15 protein-coding genes and 1 pseudogene are annotated in these 15,240 nt (G+C 37.0%); 3 read left to right on the forward strand and 13 right to left on the reverse strand.

The window, feature by feature from the left end; all coding sequences use genetic code 11:
- The first annotated feature begins 26 nt into the window (after positions 1-26).
- The gene (locus AC3RVG_RS13945) at positions 27-626 is read left to right on the forward strand and encodes an FMN-binding negative transcriptional regulator (RefSeq protein WP_489692087.1); all 600 of its coding nucleotides are present in this window, start codon (positions 27-29) and stop codon (positions 624-626) included.
- 142 nt (positions 627-768) lie between these two features.
- On the opposite strand, the gene AC3RVG_RS13950 is transcribed toward AC3RVG_RS13945, so the two are convergent.
- The 6 genes and pseudogenes from AC3RVG_RS13950 to AC3RVG_RS13975 all read right to left on the reverse strand — a co-directional run.
- Entirely contained in the window at positions 769-2,004 is a 1,236-nt protein-coding gene (locus AC3RVG_RS13950) for a hypothetical protein (protein WP_489692088.1), read from the reverse strand.
- 130 nt (positions 2,005-2,134) lie between these two features.
- Positions 2,135-3,490: a UDP-N-acetylmuramate--L-alanine ligase gene (locus AC3RVG_RS13955; protein ID WP_489692089.1), complete on the reverse strand. Its 1,356-nt coding sequence runs from the start codon at positions 3,488-3,490 to the stop codon at positions 2,135-2,137.
- Between the two features lie 297 nt (positions 3,491-3,787).
- Complete coding sequence (locus AC3RVG_RS13960) at positions 3,788-4,750, reverse strand: tetratricopeptide repeat protein (protein WP_489692090.1); 963 nt, start codon at positions 4,748-4,750, stop codon at positions 3,788-3,790.
- 78 nt (positions 4,751-4,828) lie between these two features.
- A complete protein-coding gene (locus AC3RVG_RS13965; protein WP_489692091.1) occupies positions 4,829-5,350 on the reverse strand; it encodes a DUF4136 domain-containing protein in 522 nt (173 codons plus the stop codon).
- 208 nt (positions 5,351-5,558) lie between these two features.
- Positions 5,559-6,557 (reverse strand): GTPase ObgE, encoded by a 999-nt coding sequence (gene obgE / locus AC3RVG_RS13970; RefSeq protein WP_489692092.1) that lies wholly within the window; start codon positions 6,555-6,557, stop codon positions 5,559-5,561.
- A gap of 69 nt (positions 6,558-6,626) precedes the next feature.
- Positions 6,627-7,208 (reverse strand): annotated as a pseudogene (locus tag AC3RVG_RS13975) (adenylate kinase); the annotation flags it as partial.
- Positions 7,209-7,467: 259 nt separating this feature from the next.
- On the opposite strand from AC3RVG_RS13975, the gene AC3RVG_RS13980 reads away from it, so the two are divergent.
- A complete protein-coding gene (locus tag AC3RVG_RS13980) occupies positions 7,468-8,244 on the forward strand; it encodes a DUF8694 domain-containing protein (RefSeq protein WP_489692093.1) in 777 nt (258 codons plus the stop codon).
- Between the two features lie 101 nt (positions 8,245-8,345).
- Here the strand turns inward: AC3RVG_RS13980 and AC3RVG_RS13985 are convergent, their stop codons facing one another.
- The 7 genes from AC3RVG_RS13985 to AC3RVG_RS14015 form a co-directional block, all read right to left on the reverse strand.
- Positions 8,346-8,660, reverse strand: coding sequence for a hypothetical protein (locus AC3RVG_RS13985; RefSeq protein ID WP_489692094.1), 315 nt, complete (start codon positions 8,658-8,660; stop codon positions 8,346-8,348).
- A 4-nt stretch (positions 8,661-8,664) separates the two neighbouring features.
- Positions 8,665-9,162, reverse strand: coding sequence for a hypothetical protein (locus AC3RVG_RS13990; RefSeq protein ID WP_489692095.1), 498 nt, complete (start codon positions 9,160-9,162; stop codon positions 8,665-8,667).
- Positions 9,163-9,214: 52 nt separating this feature from the next.
- Entirely contained in the window at positions 9,215-9,757 is a 543-nt protein-coding gene (locus tag AC3RVG_RS13995) for a GNAT family N-acetyltransferase (protein WP_489692096.1), read from the reverse strand.
- A 126-nt stretch (positions 9,758-9,883) separates the two neighbouring features.
- Positions 9,884-11,638 carry a serine hydrolase gene (locus AC3RVG_RS14000; RefSeq protein WP_489692097.1) on the reverse strand — a complete coding sequence of 585 codons (1,755 nt, stop codon included), beginning with the start codon at positions 11,636-11,638 and terminating at the stop codon, positions 9,884-9,886.
- Positions 11,639-11,853: 215 nt separating this feature from the next.
- On the reverse strand, positions 11,854-12,363 hold the full coding sequence (locus AC3RVG_RS14005) for a hypothetical protein (protein ID WP_489692098.1): 510 nt from the start codon (positions 12,361-12,363) through the stop codon (positions 11,854-11,856).
- Between the two features lie 345 nt (positions 12,364-12,708).
- Positions 12,709-13,029, reverse strand: coding sequence for a type II toxin-antitoxin system RelE/ParE family toxin (locus AC3RVG_RS14010; protein ID WP_489692099.1), 321 nt, complete (start codon positions 13,027-13,029; stop codon positions 12,709-12,711).
- Positions 13,020-13,262 (reverse strand): hypothetical protein, encoded by a 243-nt coding sequence (locus AC3RVG_RS14015; RefSeq protein ID WP_489692100.1) that lies wholly within the window; start codon positions 13,260-13,262, stop codon positions 13,020-13,022. The genes AC3RVG_RS14010 and AC3RVG_RS14015 overlap by 10 nt, the downstream gene beginning before the upstream one ends.
- Positions 13,263-13,453: 191 nt before the next feature.
- On the opposite strand from AC3RVG_RS14015, the gene AC3RVG_RS14020 reads away from it, so the two are divergent.
- On the forward strand, positions 13,454-15,226 hold the full coding sequence (locus tag AC3RVG_RS14020; protein WP_489692242.1) for an ABC transporter ATP-binding protein: 1,773 nt from the start codon (positions 13,454-13,456) through the stop codon (positions 15,224-15,226).
- Positions 15,227-15,240: the final 14 nt, after the last annotated feature.

Genomic DNA, 15,240 nt, shown 5'->3' on the forward strand with positions numbered 1-15,240 from the left:
ATTCATTATTCATTATTCATTAATTAATGTACCCGCCACCACACCATCAATCGCACGATATTGAAAAAATGAATTCGGTAATCGATCAGTTTCCGTTGGCAATGTTGGTTACTGCAAAAGATGGAAAACCATTTATAACGCACATCCCGATTATCTATAATAAAACTTCCAAAAAACTGGTTGCCCACATAGATAGAAACAATCCACAACTTGAAACATTAACCGAAAACGCTGAAGTTACCGTCGTTTTCAATGGGCCAGATACATACATTTCGCCGAGCATTTATACCACGCCGCAACTACCAACGTGGAATTATATAATTGTTCACATTACAGGAAATATTAAACTTATAAATGATACTGAAACCGCTAAGCAAACTATGGTGGCTATGACGGAGTTTTTAGAAGGTAAAAACCAAAAATTTGTATTGAAGCTAGACGATCCAAGAATGGAACGCTTTGTAAATTATATACAAGCTTTTGAAATTGAAATCACTTATTGGGAAGGGAAATTCAAGCTTTCGCAGGATAAAAACGAAGCAGATTTCGAGAATGCAAAAAATGAATTAATAGAAAAATCCGGAAGGGATATCTCGGGATTTATTGATAATATTTATGAACATTGAAGTAGTACGAAGTACCATCTCCTGCAAGGTCTTTAAGACCTTGTAGGTATCCAAACCATTTCCAAAATAGACCTACAAGGTTTTGAGAACCTTGCAGGATAAAAACAAAGCAGGTTTCTAGCATCGAAAAATTGATAGAAATCTAATTAGTGTAGGTTTCGACAATGAGAAAAGGGAACTTATTAAATAGTCTTAGCTGATCCGCCTCATATTCCTTTCCATTTATCGGTATAAAATACTCTCCAATTTTTAATTTCACCCTTTCATCGTTATATCTTAAATCTTGAATTGCCTGTTTATGGGAAGCCAATAAAGTTGTGTAGGATTGATAAGTTATATCATTATTGAAAACATAATTGAATTGGGTAGTACTATCAATATGCTTTACAAAGTATTCAACCAATTCATTTTTAGAGATCTTTTCTTCGCCAACTAAATAGTCATTTTCACCTAATTGAATTTGTATTGTATTACTCACAACAGCATCGTTTGGTTGTGGAGGGAAAGGAATTTTAGACGGTGAATTTGGTGTTTTTATAAAATGCAGTTTCTTAACCAAACCTCTATTGTCGTAACTACTAACAAGGTTCTCATCACTAAATTTCGTAATATATTTTATAAATCGATAGCCTTGTGCATTAAGCAAGTTTTCCAGTTTTACAAGATTGTCCATTGAAATATCCTGTGGCATCAAAAGCATGATGCTAAGATCTTTTCGATATGTTGCAGAAGTTTCTTCCCTTAAATAATCGCCTAACAAATCGAAATTTTCAATTTTTTCTTTTTCAAAAATATAAAGCGGCTTATCATTTTCTTCATATATCTTTAAGATTCTCCTATAGTAAAGTCGCGCATCATCGTCAAAATCTGAGACAGGCAAATCAACAATTGGATTTAAGCTTACTTGGTTAGCTTCAATTTTTTCAAAAGGAAATACTGATGTAAAAGCGAAGGAGAAAGCCAACGCAAGTAATATTGAAAAATTTAACAATAGGGGCTTATAGGCTCCTTTTCGAAAATATTTAATTATTGATTTCCAGCTTTCTAAAAAAATTACAACTGCCGCTAACACAAGTAAAAACTTGATTTCAGAAATTCTCGTTTCAACAAAAGCTGAAGTGAGAGCAACCATAAAACCTAATTTTAGAAAAAGATAGGAAAAGTTGAATTGCAAAAAACGCTGATCGTTTATTATTGCTAGCCTAACATTACTTGGCACTGGATTATTATCGGGTTTGCGGAAAAGATTCAACAGAAACATAGCATTACCTAATGCTAAAGAAATTATAGCAAAGTTGAAATTTTCCCAATACAGCTCAGTAACCTCTGTTGCAAGGGCGTAATTTGCGCTACCGAAATCGAACAAAATTAAGAACATACGTATTAAACAAAGAAAGGCATAAAAAGAAAACGAAGCCCCAAAACCAAGGACTACACTAATCCAAAAGCGTTTTCTTGAAATGTTTGGTTTAGTCCTATTTCGCAAAAATCCTTTTTGAAGCATTTTTCTATTTTAAATATCCCTTTACCTCTTCAAAATCTAATCCGCCATAATTACCGCTGCTCATTAATAGCAAGCTAGTATTGTCGTAATCCTGCGAAAAAAGATAGGTTTTAAAATCTGCTGGATTTGTAAAAACTACTAAATCGGAACGATCAAAAGCTTCTTCAATTTGCTCAATTTTTATTGCTGCTAATTGCTTTATTAAAACAGCGTGTGGAGAGTAGAAAACCACCGCGATATCGGCTGCATCCAATGTGCTTTTGTATTCTTTTAAAAACTCAGGATTTAGGCTGCTGTAAGTGTGTAATTCCAAACAGGCAATCAATTTTCTCTTTGGGTATTGGTTTTTTACAGCCTGCGTGGTCGCTTTTACTTTGCTGGGTGAGTGTGCGTAATCTTTGTAAACCACAGCAGTTTTAGTTTCGGCAATTTTCTCTAGTCGTTTGCTGGCACCTTTAAAAGTAGAAATAGCTTCGTAAAAATCTTCCGCATCAATACCCATTAATTGGCAAATCCATCGGGCGCCTTCAAGATTGTTCAAATTATGTTTTCCGAAAATCTCCACAGGCATTGGGCCTTCGGGAGTTTCCAAAAGTGTGATACCATCTTCAACGGTATATTCGGGCGTTTGATACGGATATTTCTTTATATGATTTGTAGAAGTTTCAACAACGCGTTTTACTTCGCTATCTTCTTCATTGTAGATTATTGCACCGCCATTTGTGATTTCATTCAAAAAAATATCGAACTGTTCCACGTAATTTTCATAGGTTGGAAAAACGTTTATGTGGTCCCAAGCAATACCGCTTAATAGCGCAATATTCGGTTTATAAAGATGAAATTTTGGACGGCGATCTATGGGTGAAGACAAATATTCATCGCCTTCAATTACCATAAAATCATTGTCGTCGGTAATTTTAACCATGGTGTCAAAACCTTCCAATTGGGCACCCACCATATAATCTACATCCTTGCCGTGATAATTCATCACGTGCAAAATCATTGAAGTTATAGTTGTTTTTCCGTGCGAACCGCCGATAACCACTCGAGTTTTGGTTTTGGATTGTTCGTATAAAAATTCTGGGTAACTGAAGATTTTTAATCCGAGTTCCTTTGCTTTTAAAAGTTCGGGATTATCTGCTTTTGCATGCATTCCGAGGATTACGGCATCAATTTCTGAAGTCAATTTTTCAGGAAACCAGCCTTCCTTTTCGGGCAATAAACCTTTGCTTTTTAATCTGCTTTTTGAAGGTTCAAAAATCTCGTCATCGCTGCCGGTAACAATATCTCCTTTTTGATGTAATGCCAATGCAAGGTTGTGCATCGCGCTGCCGCCAATGGCTATAAAGTGGATTCTCATATTTAAGTTGAAGAGTTTATGCCCTTCGACTGCGCTCAGGGTGACAAGTTTAAAAGTTTAGATGTAAAGATACTTTTTCTAATTCTGAATTTGGAATAGAGAACTGGGATTGTCGCGTTAAAATTTATATTATGTCCCTACGGGACATTGCAGGGATGGGTAAGCCGTTTTTTACTCATATTTAATGCCTATCGGCATATTGCCCTAACAGAGCCATATAGTTATGTCCCGTAGGGACAACATATAGAAAGGCAATCTTAAAGACATAGATTTTAAGATAATTTTTCTAATTCAGAATTACAAGGCTAAGATGAGCGATTTTTCGTCTTGAGCTTCTTTGAAATCTACTTCGCCCAATAGTGCTTTATTTATCCAGGTAAGTGCAATTTCCTTTTTTCCGAGGTTTTTATAAATCTGCGCCAAACGATAATACGCCCAATCTTTTGGCACGCCGTCTTTTATAGTATAGTTTGCCAAATACTGGCTAAGGCACTCAATGCCGTATTCGGGCTCGAGATTGTATTGCGCAGAAATTTTCCCGATTTGGTAATTTAGCTGATTGCGTTGGTGCTTTTTTAGAGATTCGGAAGTTGTAGCGATTGCTTCTTTTGGCTGATTGTTTTTTTCGTAGAGATTTGAAAGTTTTTCGTAGGTATGTGGAGAACCCCCTATTTCGATTGCTTTTTTATAAAACCGTTCCGCATCTTTTGGTCTATCTGTATATTCGGCTATGTAGCCATTTGCAAGATATCCATCCACTTTTGAAATCGCTCCCAATTCATTGGCATAACTAATTGCCTTTTTCTCGCTACCGCCAATAATACCGGGTAATTGGATGTAAAACTCAACCAAAGCCCAACGCGATTCAATATGTTTTGGATCTAATTCTGCAGCGCGCTCTAAATGCTGTTTTATATCGCTAATGTAGGAAACCGCACGAATTTTACTAACAGACAATGCTTTCATTCCAAGCGCACCCCCGTACTTAAAATGATAGTTGGCATTTTTTTTATCGGCGTTTTTCAAAGCTTCGTAATAAGTAATGGCGGTGTCCCACTCTTTATTGTAAGCTGCAATATCACCCAGATATTCCTGCGTTTTTTTATCGCTTGGATTCTGTTTTAGATGACTTTCAAAAATAGGTTTTGCCTTACTGAAATTTTCCTGTTTGAAATATTCCTCAGCTTGTTGATAGTTGGTTTGAGCAACTGAAAACAATGGAAGTAAGGAAATTACAAAGATTATATTTCTTAAAATCACGATAAGTTTTAGTGCTTAAAATTTTTGTGGTTAGTGGTCGAAATTTGAAAAAAACTGCCAACTGCTACTGCATACTGCCTACTTTTTACCCGGAGGATATTTTGCTAAAATTTTCTGAATCACCGAAACAAAATACGCTTCTTTCTGTTGTGGGGTTGCGAGTTCTTTCATTTCGCCTTCAGCAATTGCTTGCCAAACCAGATCGTCTTTTTCGGTATCTATAAAATCCATCGTAAGTTTTTGATTAAGCACATTTCCACCAATGGGAATTCCGCCGCTAACGCCTACGCCCACATTTCCACCGCCACTGCCAAGACCAATCCCGATGGTATTTCGCGAACGTGAAACACTCTCACGCGCATAAAAATTGATATAAAGTTGTGGCGCTTCACTCTTCACAAACCCGCGTTGCTGCATTAGGCTGTCGGTAATTTGCATAATACGGCCGTCATCAAGTTGGTTGAGGCCAGAATCTATTGTGGGGAAATAATTGTAGCTATTGTATTTCGAAAAATCTACTTGCTTGTCATAATCTACCGCCACGGTGGCACCACAGGAAACAAGAAATATAGCGAGTACTAAAATTGAGAGGAACTTCATTGCGTTTACTTTTCATTAAAAATACGTAAAAAAGACGCTTTAAGTTTTCGCTTTATTATTGTTTAACAATTTTCTCTAAAAACCTGAGGTTGAATTGTCCCCCGAGCGCAGTCGAGGGGTTATTTAACAGCAGAAGTTCAATGCACAGTAGGTCTCGACTTTAGTCTATCCAGAGCAAAGTCGAAGGACTCGACAGGACAATTGAAGTTTAATTAAGCATCGCCCAAAGCTTATCCTTCAACTCCGTCAACCCCTGATGGGCAACAGAAGAAATAAACATATACGGAATGTCTTTAAATTCTTTATCGAGAATTTTCTTCATTTCAGCTTTTAGTTCATCGTCCAGCATATCGCTTTTACTGATGGCAACTAAACGTTCTTTATCTAAAAGTTGTGGATTGTAACGGCGCAATTCATCTACTAAAATTTCGTACTGTTCTTTTATATCTGGCGCATCTGCAGGAACTAAAAATAGTAATGTAGAGTTACGTTCAATGTGACGCAAAAAACGATGACCGATTCCTTTACCTTCTGCGGCTCCTTCAATAATTCCAGGAATATCGGCAACCACAAAAGTTTTAAAATCACGGTATTCCACGATTCCCAAGTTGGGTTTTAGGGTGGTGAATTCGTAATTGGCAATTTTTGGTTTTGCTGCGGTAATTACGGAAAGCAACGTGGATTTCCCAGCATTAGGAAAACCTACCAAGCCTACATCGGCAAGTATTTTTAATTCAAGAATAACATCAGACTCCAAGCCTTCCTCTCCCGGTTGGGAATAGCGTGGGGTTTGGTTAGTAGAAGTTTTAAAGTGTGCATTTCCAAGTCCGCCGCGGCCCCCTTTAAGAACAATTTTTTCTTCACCATCTTCGGTAATTTCAAAAAGTATTTCTTCGGTTTCCTTATCGCGCACTACTGTACCTAGTGGCACTTCAATATAAACATCGGCACCATCGGCACCGGTACTGGTTTGCTTGCTACCAGAACTACCGTGTTCGGCTTTATAGTGTCTTTTAAATTTTAAATGGTAAAGCGTCCAAAGGTTTTTATTGGCTTTTATAATTACGTGTCCGCCACGACCTCCATCACCACCATCGGGCCCACCTTTGGGAATATATTTTTCCCGCCTCATGTGCTTGCTCCCTTGTCCTCCCTTTCCGGAAGTAACATGAACCTTTACGTAATCTACAAAATTGCCTTCAGTCACTTTTTATTGGTTATTATTTATTGTTATTCTTTATTTCAATTCCTACCCTTTGGAGAGGTTTGGAGGGGCTTATAGATTGTCTATAACCTTACTTAATCGTTCGGTAATATCTGCTATGCTTCCTACTCCATCAACGCCGAAATATTTATCCTGCTTTTCGTAATAACCTTTCAGAATAGCGGTTTCGTTATAGTATACTTTTATACGATTGCGAATAATACTTTCGTCTGCATCATCTGCTCTTCCACTTGTTTTGCCTCGTTCTAGCAAACGTTTTACCAAAACTTCATCGTCCACTTCAAGCGCAACCATAGCGTCAATCTGCGAGTCTTTATCGTCCATCAAGTGACCTAAAGCTTCGGCTTGCGCTTCTGTTCTTGGGAAACCGTCAAAAATAAAACCATGGGCGTCGGGGTTTTTATCAACCTCGTTGCTTAGCATATCGATAGTTATTTCATCTGGAACCAATTTACCTTTAGCCATAAAAGACTTGGCAAGATTACCGAGTTCCGTTTCATTTTTGATGTTAAATCGAAAAACATCACCCGTAGATATATGCACTAGGTTGTATTTTTCTTTTAAAAAATTAGCTTGAGTACCTTTTCCTGCGCCGGGAGGGCCAAACAAAATTATGTTAGTCATGGTTGTGGTTTAATGGATAAAAAAACGAAGTTGCAAATTTACGAAATATAAGGCAGTTGCGGTTATAACAAAAGATAAATAAATAGCCCTCAACAATGTCCATTTTATTCTCGCAGAAAATCTACCGTGATTTTTTAACTATTTCCTGTTAAAAATAATCGAATTTCAACCCGCTAATATTAACATACTTAGACAGATAAATAATATTCATGATATTGAATTATTTTATAAATTTGTCTCCTATATAATAATTTTAAAACTATTCATTATGATTAAAAAAACTACTCTATCTTTTTTTAACAACCTAAAAGTGATTGCCTTACTTGTGGCATTCTTTGGGTTTACTGCTGCTCAAGCACAGTATTGCATTCCGGTCGATGACTGTACCGATGGCGATTTAATTCTAAATGTAGAATTTGCGGGCATTGCAAACCCCACTAATTGTAGCCCTAATGGGTATGGCGATTTCACCACCAGTGTTGATCCAGCTGAGGTGGAAATAGGCGGAGTTTATACAATATCAGTTGAAGTAGGTGCAGGTTGGTCTGTTGAAACCGTTGGCCTTTGGATTGATTTTGACAATAATGAAACTTTTGATCCTAGTGAATTCTACCTTGTAGGAACAGGTTCAGGGAGCGTTGTAGAAGCAGACCTAGCCATCCCTGGAGATGTGCTTGCTGGCACTTATAGAATGAGAATAAGTGTAAAGGCAGATGAAGTTCCTTATGATGATCCTTGTAATCCCACAGCAGGATTTGGTGAATGGGAAGACTACTTAGTGAACGTTAATGAACCGCTAAGCACTCCTGATTTAGACTTTTCTCAAAGTGTTGTTGCATTTAAAAGTGGAAACACTTTAAATATCAACGCAGGAACAGTTATTGGCAAAGTAGACGTTTTTGACCTTACAGGTAAATTAATTGCTACACAACAGAACATAGCTTCAAGAAATGCTACTATTAATCTTACTGCTACAAACCAAGTTCTTTTGGTAAAAGTACAGTCGCAAGAAGGCTATACTACAACTAAGAAAGTTATTTTCTAAAAACCGTATTTATTGAAATTCAAAAAGCTTTGGGACTTCCCAAAGCTTTTTTTATGCTTTCTAATTAAAACCCGTCCGAGCCCAAGTTTTATACAATTGGTTTAGATTACAGCGCCTACAGCCTTATACAAAAAGCTAATCAAGGCATTCCAAAGTTTTTCAATGGTTACAATCAAAATACCTTTTAAAGTATTTATAAAATTGCGCGTCATAGCTTCCAATCCGTCCAGAAAAAACTCTCGATGATCTTCGTCTATATCGCCGCTCTCTACTCCTTTTTGAATAAGTGCCGTTTGCTTGGCAATTGCCTCCAGCTGTCGTTCGCTAAAACCACGCACTGTAGTAAGATCTTTGTTCAGAATACCAGAACTAATGTTCTTTATTTCGGTAATAATTGATGTTACATTCTCTGCCATAATCTTATCTTTTTAAGAAACTTTCGTACGTTATTGCTTGGTCTAAATAGATTTCAATTTGCCCTTTAAATGCTTCTATTAATATTGGATTTAAACCCTTCTCTCTATCGGTATGCTTCATTTTTATAAACGTATTGGCAATTTGCTCGAAGGCGAAAGCACTGGGATAATCGCCAGCTACGGGATTGCTGCCTTTAGAATCTAAGACTGCATTTATCTTTTCCATCGCCGCATCATCTGGTACCGGCCGGGCTTTGGCGTGTAGTTTAAGCGACTCGAATGCGCCAATAAGTTGGTTGTAAATAGGCTCTCGTGCCGTAAAAGTATCGCTTTCGGTACCTTCATCTACGGCAGCAAAAAACTGCATCGCCAAATCACTACTTACGGTAACTTTATCTACAATAGCTTGATCGTAGGCGGGAGCCAAAGTAGCTTCGCAGCTCGTAAGTAAAATAACACTTAAAAGTGCTAAAAATGTAAAACGTAGTTTGATAACTTTCATAGTGCTAATTTTCTCAACAAGCACCAAGTTAGCGATTTAGAATGAATTATAACTAGTTTTCACGCTTTTCCCACTCCGCTCTGGTCAACGAGTAGAAATTATGCGGCGTCCCATCATAGGTGAATTCATTCTGCTTTATAAGCCCCACTTTCTTCAAAATAGCGTTAGAAGCAATATTCGCAACATCTGCAATGCCTACAATTTCTTTGAAATTTAATTTAGCAAAACCGTGATTTAAAGAAGCGAATGCAGTTTCGGAAGCATAACCTTTACCCCAATATTTTTTAAGAAATCTGTACCCGAGGTCATAATATTGAGTTCTGCCGTTTACAACATCAGTTATAAGTCGAAAGCCACTCCAGCCAATAAATTCGCCACTTTCCTTTTCAACCACTGCCCATCTGCCTATGCCGTTATCTATGTATTGTTGTTTAATGGAATCGATCATTTTTTTAGCTTCTTCCAAAGTAGAAATTGGTTTGTTTCCCAAAAAAGTATGCACCTCAGCGTCGCTATCCATTGCGAACATGCCGCGCATGTCCTCATCCATTATATCGCGCATTAATAAGCGATCTGTTTCTATGTGTGTTTTCATTTTATAATAATTTTAAAAAAAAAGCTTACGGATATAAACAAATCCGTAAGCTAAAATACATTAAAGCAGTAAAAAATCAATTGCCAAAACCCTGCCAACTGAACACTAATCACTGAACACTGAACACTAAATCCGTTTTCCAACAATCTCCTGACCGCCTTGAAACAAGGTTAAACTCTCCACAACTCCTGCTTTGTTTTTATTAAAAGTTATTTGTGCAGCTACCACTTTCAAGTAAAATTCGGTTTCCGACTTTGGGAAAATATCGGTTATAGGTTGCCCTGTTGCTTGTGCTTTCATCTGGCTACCTTCTTTGGTAATTGTAAGAACAAAGCCAGGTTTCAATTCATATTTACCCACGTAGCTTTCTAAAATTGCATCTGGTACGGTTGCATCTTTAACCATGCCTTCGGTTTCTACTCCTAGCTTTTTCAGCATATCTATTCCGTTTTGATTGGCTGGGTTTAGCTCGATAGACTTCTTATAATTAGCAATCGCCAACTCGTTCTTTCCTTGCTCCATTAAAGCCTCGGCGTAACTATCGTAAACATTAGACGATTTCGGAAACGCTTCCATATTGAGTTTAAAAATTGCTTCTGCCTCCGTTTTCTTTTCAGCCTGTAACAGCGAATAACCCACACCATTCATTTCGTTCTCGTTTAAAGAAAATTGTTTTGAGTCTTTGTTTTTTTCATATAACGCAAGCCCTGCTTTTAAGTCTTTATCTATAATTTCGTTGTAAACTAACTTGGCTAAAGATTGCTTCGGAAGGTCGAAAGTTGCGCCTTGCAGAATTCCAACAATTGCAATTGTAATATCATTTAAAGGCGCTCCTCCGGTATTATTCAATAAAATAACGGTAGCATTTTCTTTCGGCATACGTGTAATTAAGGTGTTGAAACCATTTATTCCCCCGCCGTGACCAATAGCTTTGGTGGTATCTTTGGAATTTCCAATTGGCATTGAACCTACACTCCATCCGTAGCCATAATGCTCCCCGAAAGCTGGAATGTATTTTTCATACATCATAGCCATATATTTCTTCGGAAGTAATTTCTCAGTGTACAATGCCTGATCCCACAAATACAAATCTTCCACCGTGGAATACAGCGAACCCGCGGCATAAGGGATTGACATATCTATATAAGGCGCATTTTCTGCAACGCTGCCCTTCATTTCGTAACCGGAAGCGCGCTTTTTAAGTACTGTATTATGGTGATCAAAACCAGAGTTTTTCATCTTTAGCGGATTGAAAATTTTGTCCTGTAAAGCGGTTTCGTACGATTTACCCGTAACTTTTTCAATAATTGCTCCCAATAAAATATAACCGGAATTACTATACTCAAAACGTTCGCCGGGTGTAAAGTTTAAGGTAGAATCTGCAAACAATGTTAGCATTTCTGTTGGAGTGTACGGATTGCGACTCAGTTCTTTAAAAAAGTTCGGAAACGAAGTATAATTAGGCGTTCCCGAAGTATGTGTAAGCAATTGGTGAATGGTTATTTTGTTACCATTTACTTTTGAATAATCTGGCAAGTATTTTGAAACCGTCGCCTGCAAATCTAGTTTTCCTTCGGCTACCAATTGCATAATTAGCATCGCGGTAAACTGCTTGGTAATACTCCCCAAACGGTGTTTAGTGTCTGCCGCGTTGGGAATGTCCCACTCCATATTCGCCATTCCGAAACCTTTTTTGAAAATAACTTTGCCGTTATCTGCTACGAGTACAGAACCGCTAAACTGGCCGTATGCTGTGTATTTGTTTAAAAGATCGTCGAGTTGGGCGGTTTTTGTTTGTGCGAAACTAATGCTCGCCGTCGCCACAAAGGCAATAACAGCCACAAAGACGGTTCGGCGGATAGAGTTTTTTGTTGATTTCATGATTTCGATTGATTTTTGATTGATGAATTATTTTTTGATTACCAATAGGACGCATAAGATTGGGCAGTGTTACAAAAAGTAATTTATTACAGACTACGATTGTATTTAATGCTTCAAGAAGCTGCAAAATAAAAACTTCATCAATGGTTGTTTTTGGCTCGTGCACAGTGTTTTATATTATTTGAAACTGCTGTAATTTATTTAGTTGTGTATAATCACTTCCAAATTTTATAATTTATAACCAACTTTTTTGTTTTAATTAGATGTCGCCAGTCTACAAAGAAAAGACAGAAAAGAAGAATTAAGCTTAATACTAAGCTTGCAATAGATTCCCACGAGAGTAGATTTTCAAATATACCTTCAATGTTTTCTGCTGCGTATTTACCTAGAAGAAGTGCCAGCGTATCACTTGTAAATTTGCCAATAATAAACGCTGGGATTATATATTTGGGACTTATTTTGGAAATCCCCGCTCCTAAAAACAGCGGTGTTGTAGGCAGTGGTAATAATGAATATGCAAGTACAATTGCTTGGCCCTTCCATTTGTTCTCTTTCATTTTACTGCCCAGAAACTGTATATCGTTATTTTTAGATTCTTTTAAAAACTTTTTTGCTAATGTTGGAGCGTATAAAAGCAAAATATATCTACCCAAAACTGAACCAGCTACGCCTATTACAATTACAGCCCACACATTCAATCCAAAAATGATCTGAAAAAACATCATTATTGTAAACGCGGGTGGAAATGGAAAAGGAACTAAATCAAACAATAAAGCGCCTAGAAAAACTAATACATATTGCCACCACATCTTGTATATTTATTAGGGATTTTTCTGCTATTCAATAATTTCAACATAGCCGAAAGATAGCCAATCTCTTGGGATTCCTTTTGATTCTTCAAGACTGAATGTGTTTATATTTTGGCGAAGAATAAACCTTTAAGAGAAAGTGCAAGCTATTTTAAAATTATAGGTTGCAGGTAATAGGTTGTAGGCAGTAAATAGTAAGTTGGTGTTCTGCAATTTATTTTCCTCTTTCAGTGCGGGTTTTATTCTGTGTTGCCATTGGCTTTACGGAGTTCTCTTTATTTTAAGTGGATACTGCCGAACGTCGAAAACATCATTTATTTCTATCCGCTGTTCATCTCGATTAATCCAATAAATGATTTTGTAATTCTTTTTATAAAGAAGGTAACGAAACTCAACTTGTCGGTCTTTTAAATATTCCTCAATTTGCCCGATTTCGGGCTGAAGTATCAATTTAAAAGGTTCGGCATAAATTTCGTCCGCAAGTTTTTTAGCTGTTGTATAGCCAGCTTTTTTTAGGTAATATTTAAATATTCGATAAAGCTCGTCCTCAGCAAATTTTGTCCAATATATTTCTAACTCCATTTGTCAATTTTAGCCTTTAAATCACTTGCTTTGATTAGGCGTCCATTTTTAGAATCTTCCATCGACTTGTCAATCCGCCCATTAAATTCATCCATAGTCATTGGTTTGAATTCATCATTCGGAGCAGTTGAGCTTTCGTTTCGCAACAAATTTTCAAGTCTTGAAATAACCTCCTCGCTTTGAATTTTGAGAAATTCCTGTACAAACTCTATTTTTCGTGACTGTAAATCCATTTTGTTTAGCATTTAATCCAAAGATAATAAATTATCATTTTTATATATAATTTTATTGAAATAACTGACTTTCACGCTTGATACCTACTTGAAAATAAAAGTCGAATTGTAATTATCGAAATGTATTTGGTTCCGCTGATATTAACCCTGCTTTAATGCCTATTTTTGCTGCTTATTATATATCAGGAAATATGCAGCATTTAAAAGAAAAATCAAAAGATACAGACAAATCACAGCCAAAGGTTACAATGCTTCAGGCTTTCAAAACCATAATTTGGCCTAGGCGAAAGTTAGTTTTTATAGGTTTATTCTTGATTGTTATTAAAAGTTTATCGGGTTTGGTTTTACCATGGCAGAGTAAGGTCTTGCTTGATGATGTTGTACCCAATAAAGACTACTCCCAGCTATATACCTTGATTGCCATCGTTATAACCGCCATAGCAGTTCAAGCAATAACGTCCTTTTTACTTACCAAAATACTAAGCGTACAAGCGCAATATTTAATAAGCGAACTAAGATCTCAAGTACAGAAAAAAGTGCTTTCATTACCTATAAGTTTTTTTGATAACACCAAATCTGGTGCCTTAGTTTCAAGAATTATGACCGATGTGGAAGGCGTTAGAAACCTTATAGGAACAGGATTAGTACAATTAGTAGGCGGAACATTTACGGCTGTAGTCTCCTTAATTATTTTAATAAAGCTGAATGCTTGGATGACGCTTTTTGTGTTTGTGCCTTTATCCATTTTCGGATTTATAGCATTGAAAGCCTTTAAGTTTATCCGACCAATTTTTAGAGCACGTGGTAAAATTAATGCTGAAGTCACAGGAAGACTAACGGAAACCCTTGCCGGAGTTCGTGTTATAAAAGCATTTAATGCAGAAGAACAAGAAAACATTGTTTTTGAAAAAGGAGTTGATAGTTTATACCAAAACGTAAAAAAGAGTTTGACGGCAACCGCCCTAATGACCAGCTCTTCTACGTTTTTAATTGGATTGGCAACCACGGGAATTATGGGAATGGGTGGTTATTATATGATGATTGGCGAAATGACCACGGGAGATTTTCTATTCTTCACCTTAATCCTTGGGTTTATGATTGCGCCAATTATTCAGATGAGTAATATTGGGAGTCAGTTGACCGAAGCGTTGGCGGGTCTGGATAGAACGGAAGAACTGATGAATATGACTGCCGAAGAGGATAACCAAAGCCGAACTATTAAATTGAATACCCTAAAAGGCGATATTGAATTTAATGATGTTTCGTTTTCGTATGAAGAAGGCAAACAAATTTTGCACAACATTACTTTTAAAGCGCCTGCGGGTTCTGTAACTGCTTTGGTGGGAAGTTCAGGTTCTGGGAAATCTACTATCGCTGGGCTATCCGCTACATTTTTAACGCCTCAATCTGGGAAGGTTACGGTTGATAATCAAGATTTATCTAAAGTTAAATTAAGCAGCTACCGCCAATATTTAGGCGTGGTTTTGCAAGATGAATTTTTATTTGAAGGCACTATTCGTGAAAATATAATGTTCCCAAGACCAAATGCCACCGAAGCAGAAGTGCAAAACGCAGTAAAGGCTGCCTATGTAAACGAATTTACAGACCGATTTGACGATGGTTTAGAAACCTTAATTGGAGAAAGAGGCGTAAAACTTTCTGGCGGACAAAGGCAACGTTTGGCTATTGCCCGTGCTATTTTGGCAAATCCGAAAATTATAATCTTAGACGAAGCCACTTCCAGTTTAGATACCCAAAGTGAGGCTTTAATACAGAAAAGTTTGGCGGAATTAGTTAAAGATAGAACCACTATCGTTATTGCCCACCGTTTAAGTACCATTAGAAAAGCGGACCAAATTTTAGTTATTGAAGCTGGGCACATCGTAGAACGTGGCACCCACGACCAATTGATTGCTAAAGAAGGTAGATATTTTGAATTGTATACGTATCAGGCGAAGATTTAAATAGAATGATCACG

This window comes from Aequorivita sp. IT1282, assembly GCF_058068205.1.

Excerpts from the sequence above, each read along its gene's own strand:
- AC3RVG_RS13945 (WP_489692087.1), top strand. The coding sequence starts at position 27 with ATGTACCCGCCACCACACCATCAATCGCACGATATTGAAAAAATGAAT.
- AC3RVG_RS13950 (WP_489692088.1), bottom strand. The coding sequence starts at position 2,004 with ATGTTCTTAATTTTGTTCGATTTCGGTAGCGCAAATTACGCCCTTGCA.
- AC3RVG_RS13955 (WP_489692089.1), bottom strand. The coding sequence starts at position 3,490 with ATGAGAATCCACTTTATAGCCATTGGCGGCAGCGCGATGCACAACCTT.
- AC3RVG_RS13965 (WP_489692091.1), bottom strand. The coding sequence starts at position 5,350 with ATGAAGTTCCTCTCAATTTTAGTACTCGCTATATTTCTTGTTTCCTGT.
- AC3RVG_RS13980 (WP_489692093.1), top strand. The coding sequence starts at position 7,468 with ATGATTAAAAAAACTACTCTATCTTTTTTTAACAACCTAAAAGTGATT.
- AC3RVG_RS13985 (WP_489692094.1), bottom strand. The coding sequence starts at position 8,660 with ATGGCAGAGAATGTAACATCAATTATTACCGAAATAAAGAACATTAGT.
- AC3RVG_RS13990 (WP_489692095.1), bottom strand. The coding sequence starts at position 9,162 with ATGAAAGTTATCAAACTACGTTTTACATTTTTAGCACTTTTAAGTGTT.
- AC3RVG_RS13995 (WP_489692096.1), bottom strand. The coding sequence starts at position 9,757 with ATGAAAACACACATAGAAACAGATCGCTTATTAATGCGCGATATAATG.
- AC3RVG_RS14000 (WP_489692097.1), bottom strand. The coding sequence starts at position 11,638 with ATGAAATCAACAAAAAACTCTATCCGCCGAACCGTCTTTGTGGCTGTT.
- AC3RVG_RS14005 (WP_489692098.1), bottom strand. The coding sequence starts at position 12,363 with ATGATGTTTTTTCAGATCATTTTTGGATTGAATGTGTGGGCTGTAATT.
- AC3RVG_RS14010 (WP_489692099.1), bottom strand. The coding sequence starts at position 13,029 with ATGGAGTTAGAAATATATTGGACAAAATTTGCTGAGGACGAGCTTTAT.
- AC3RVG_RS14015 (WP_489692100.1), bottom strand. The coding sequence starts at position 13,262 with ATGGATTTACAGTCACGAAAAATAGAGTTTGTACAGGAATTTCTCAAA.
- AC3RVG_RS14020 (WP_489692242.1), top strand. The coding sequence starts at position 13,454 with ATGCAGCATTTAAAAGAAAAATCAAAAGATACAGACAAATCACAGCCA.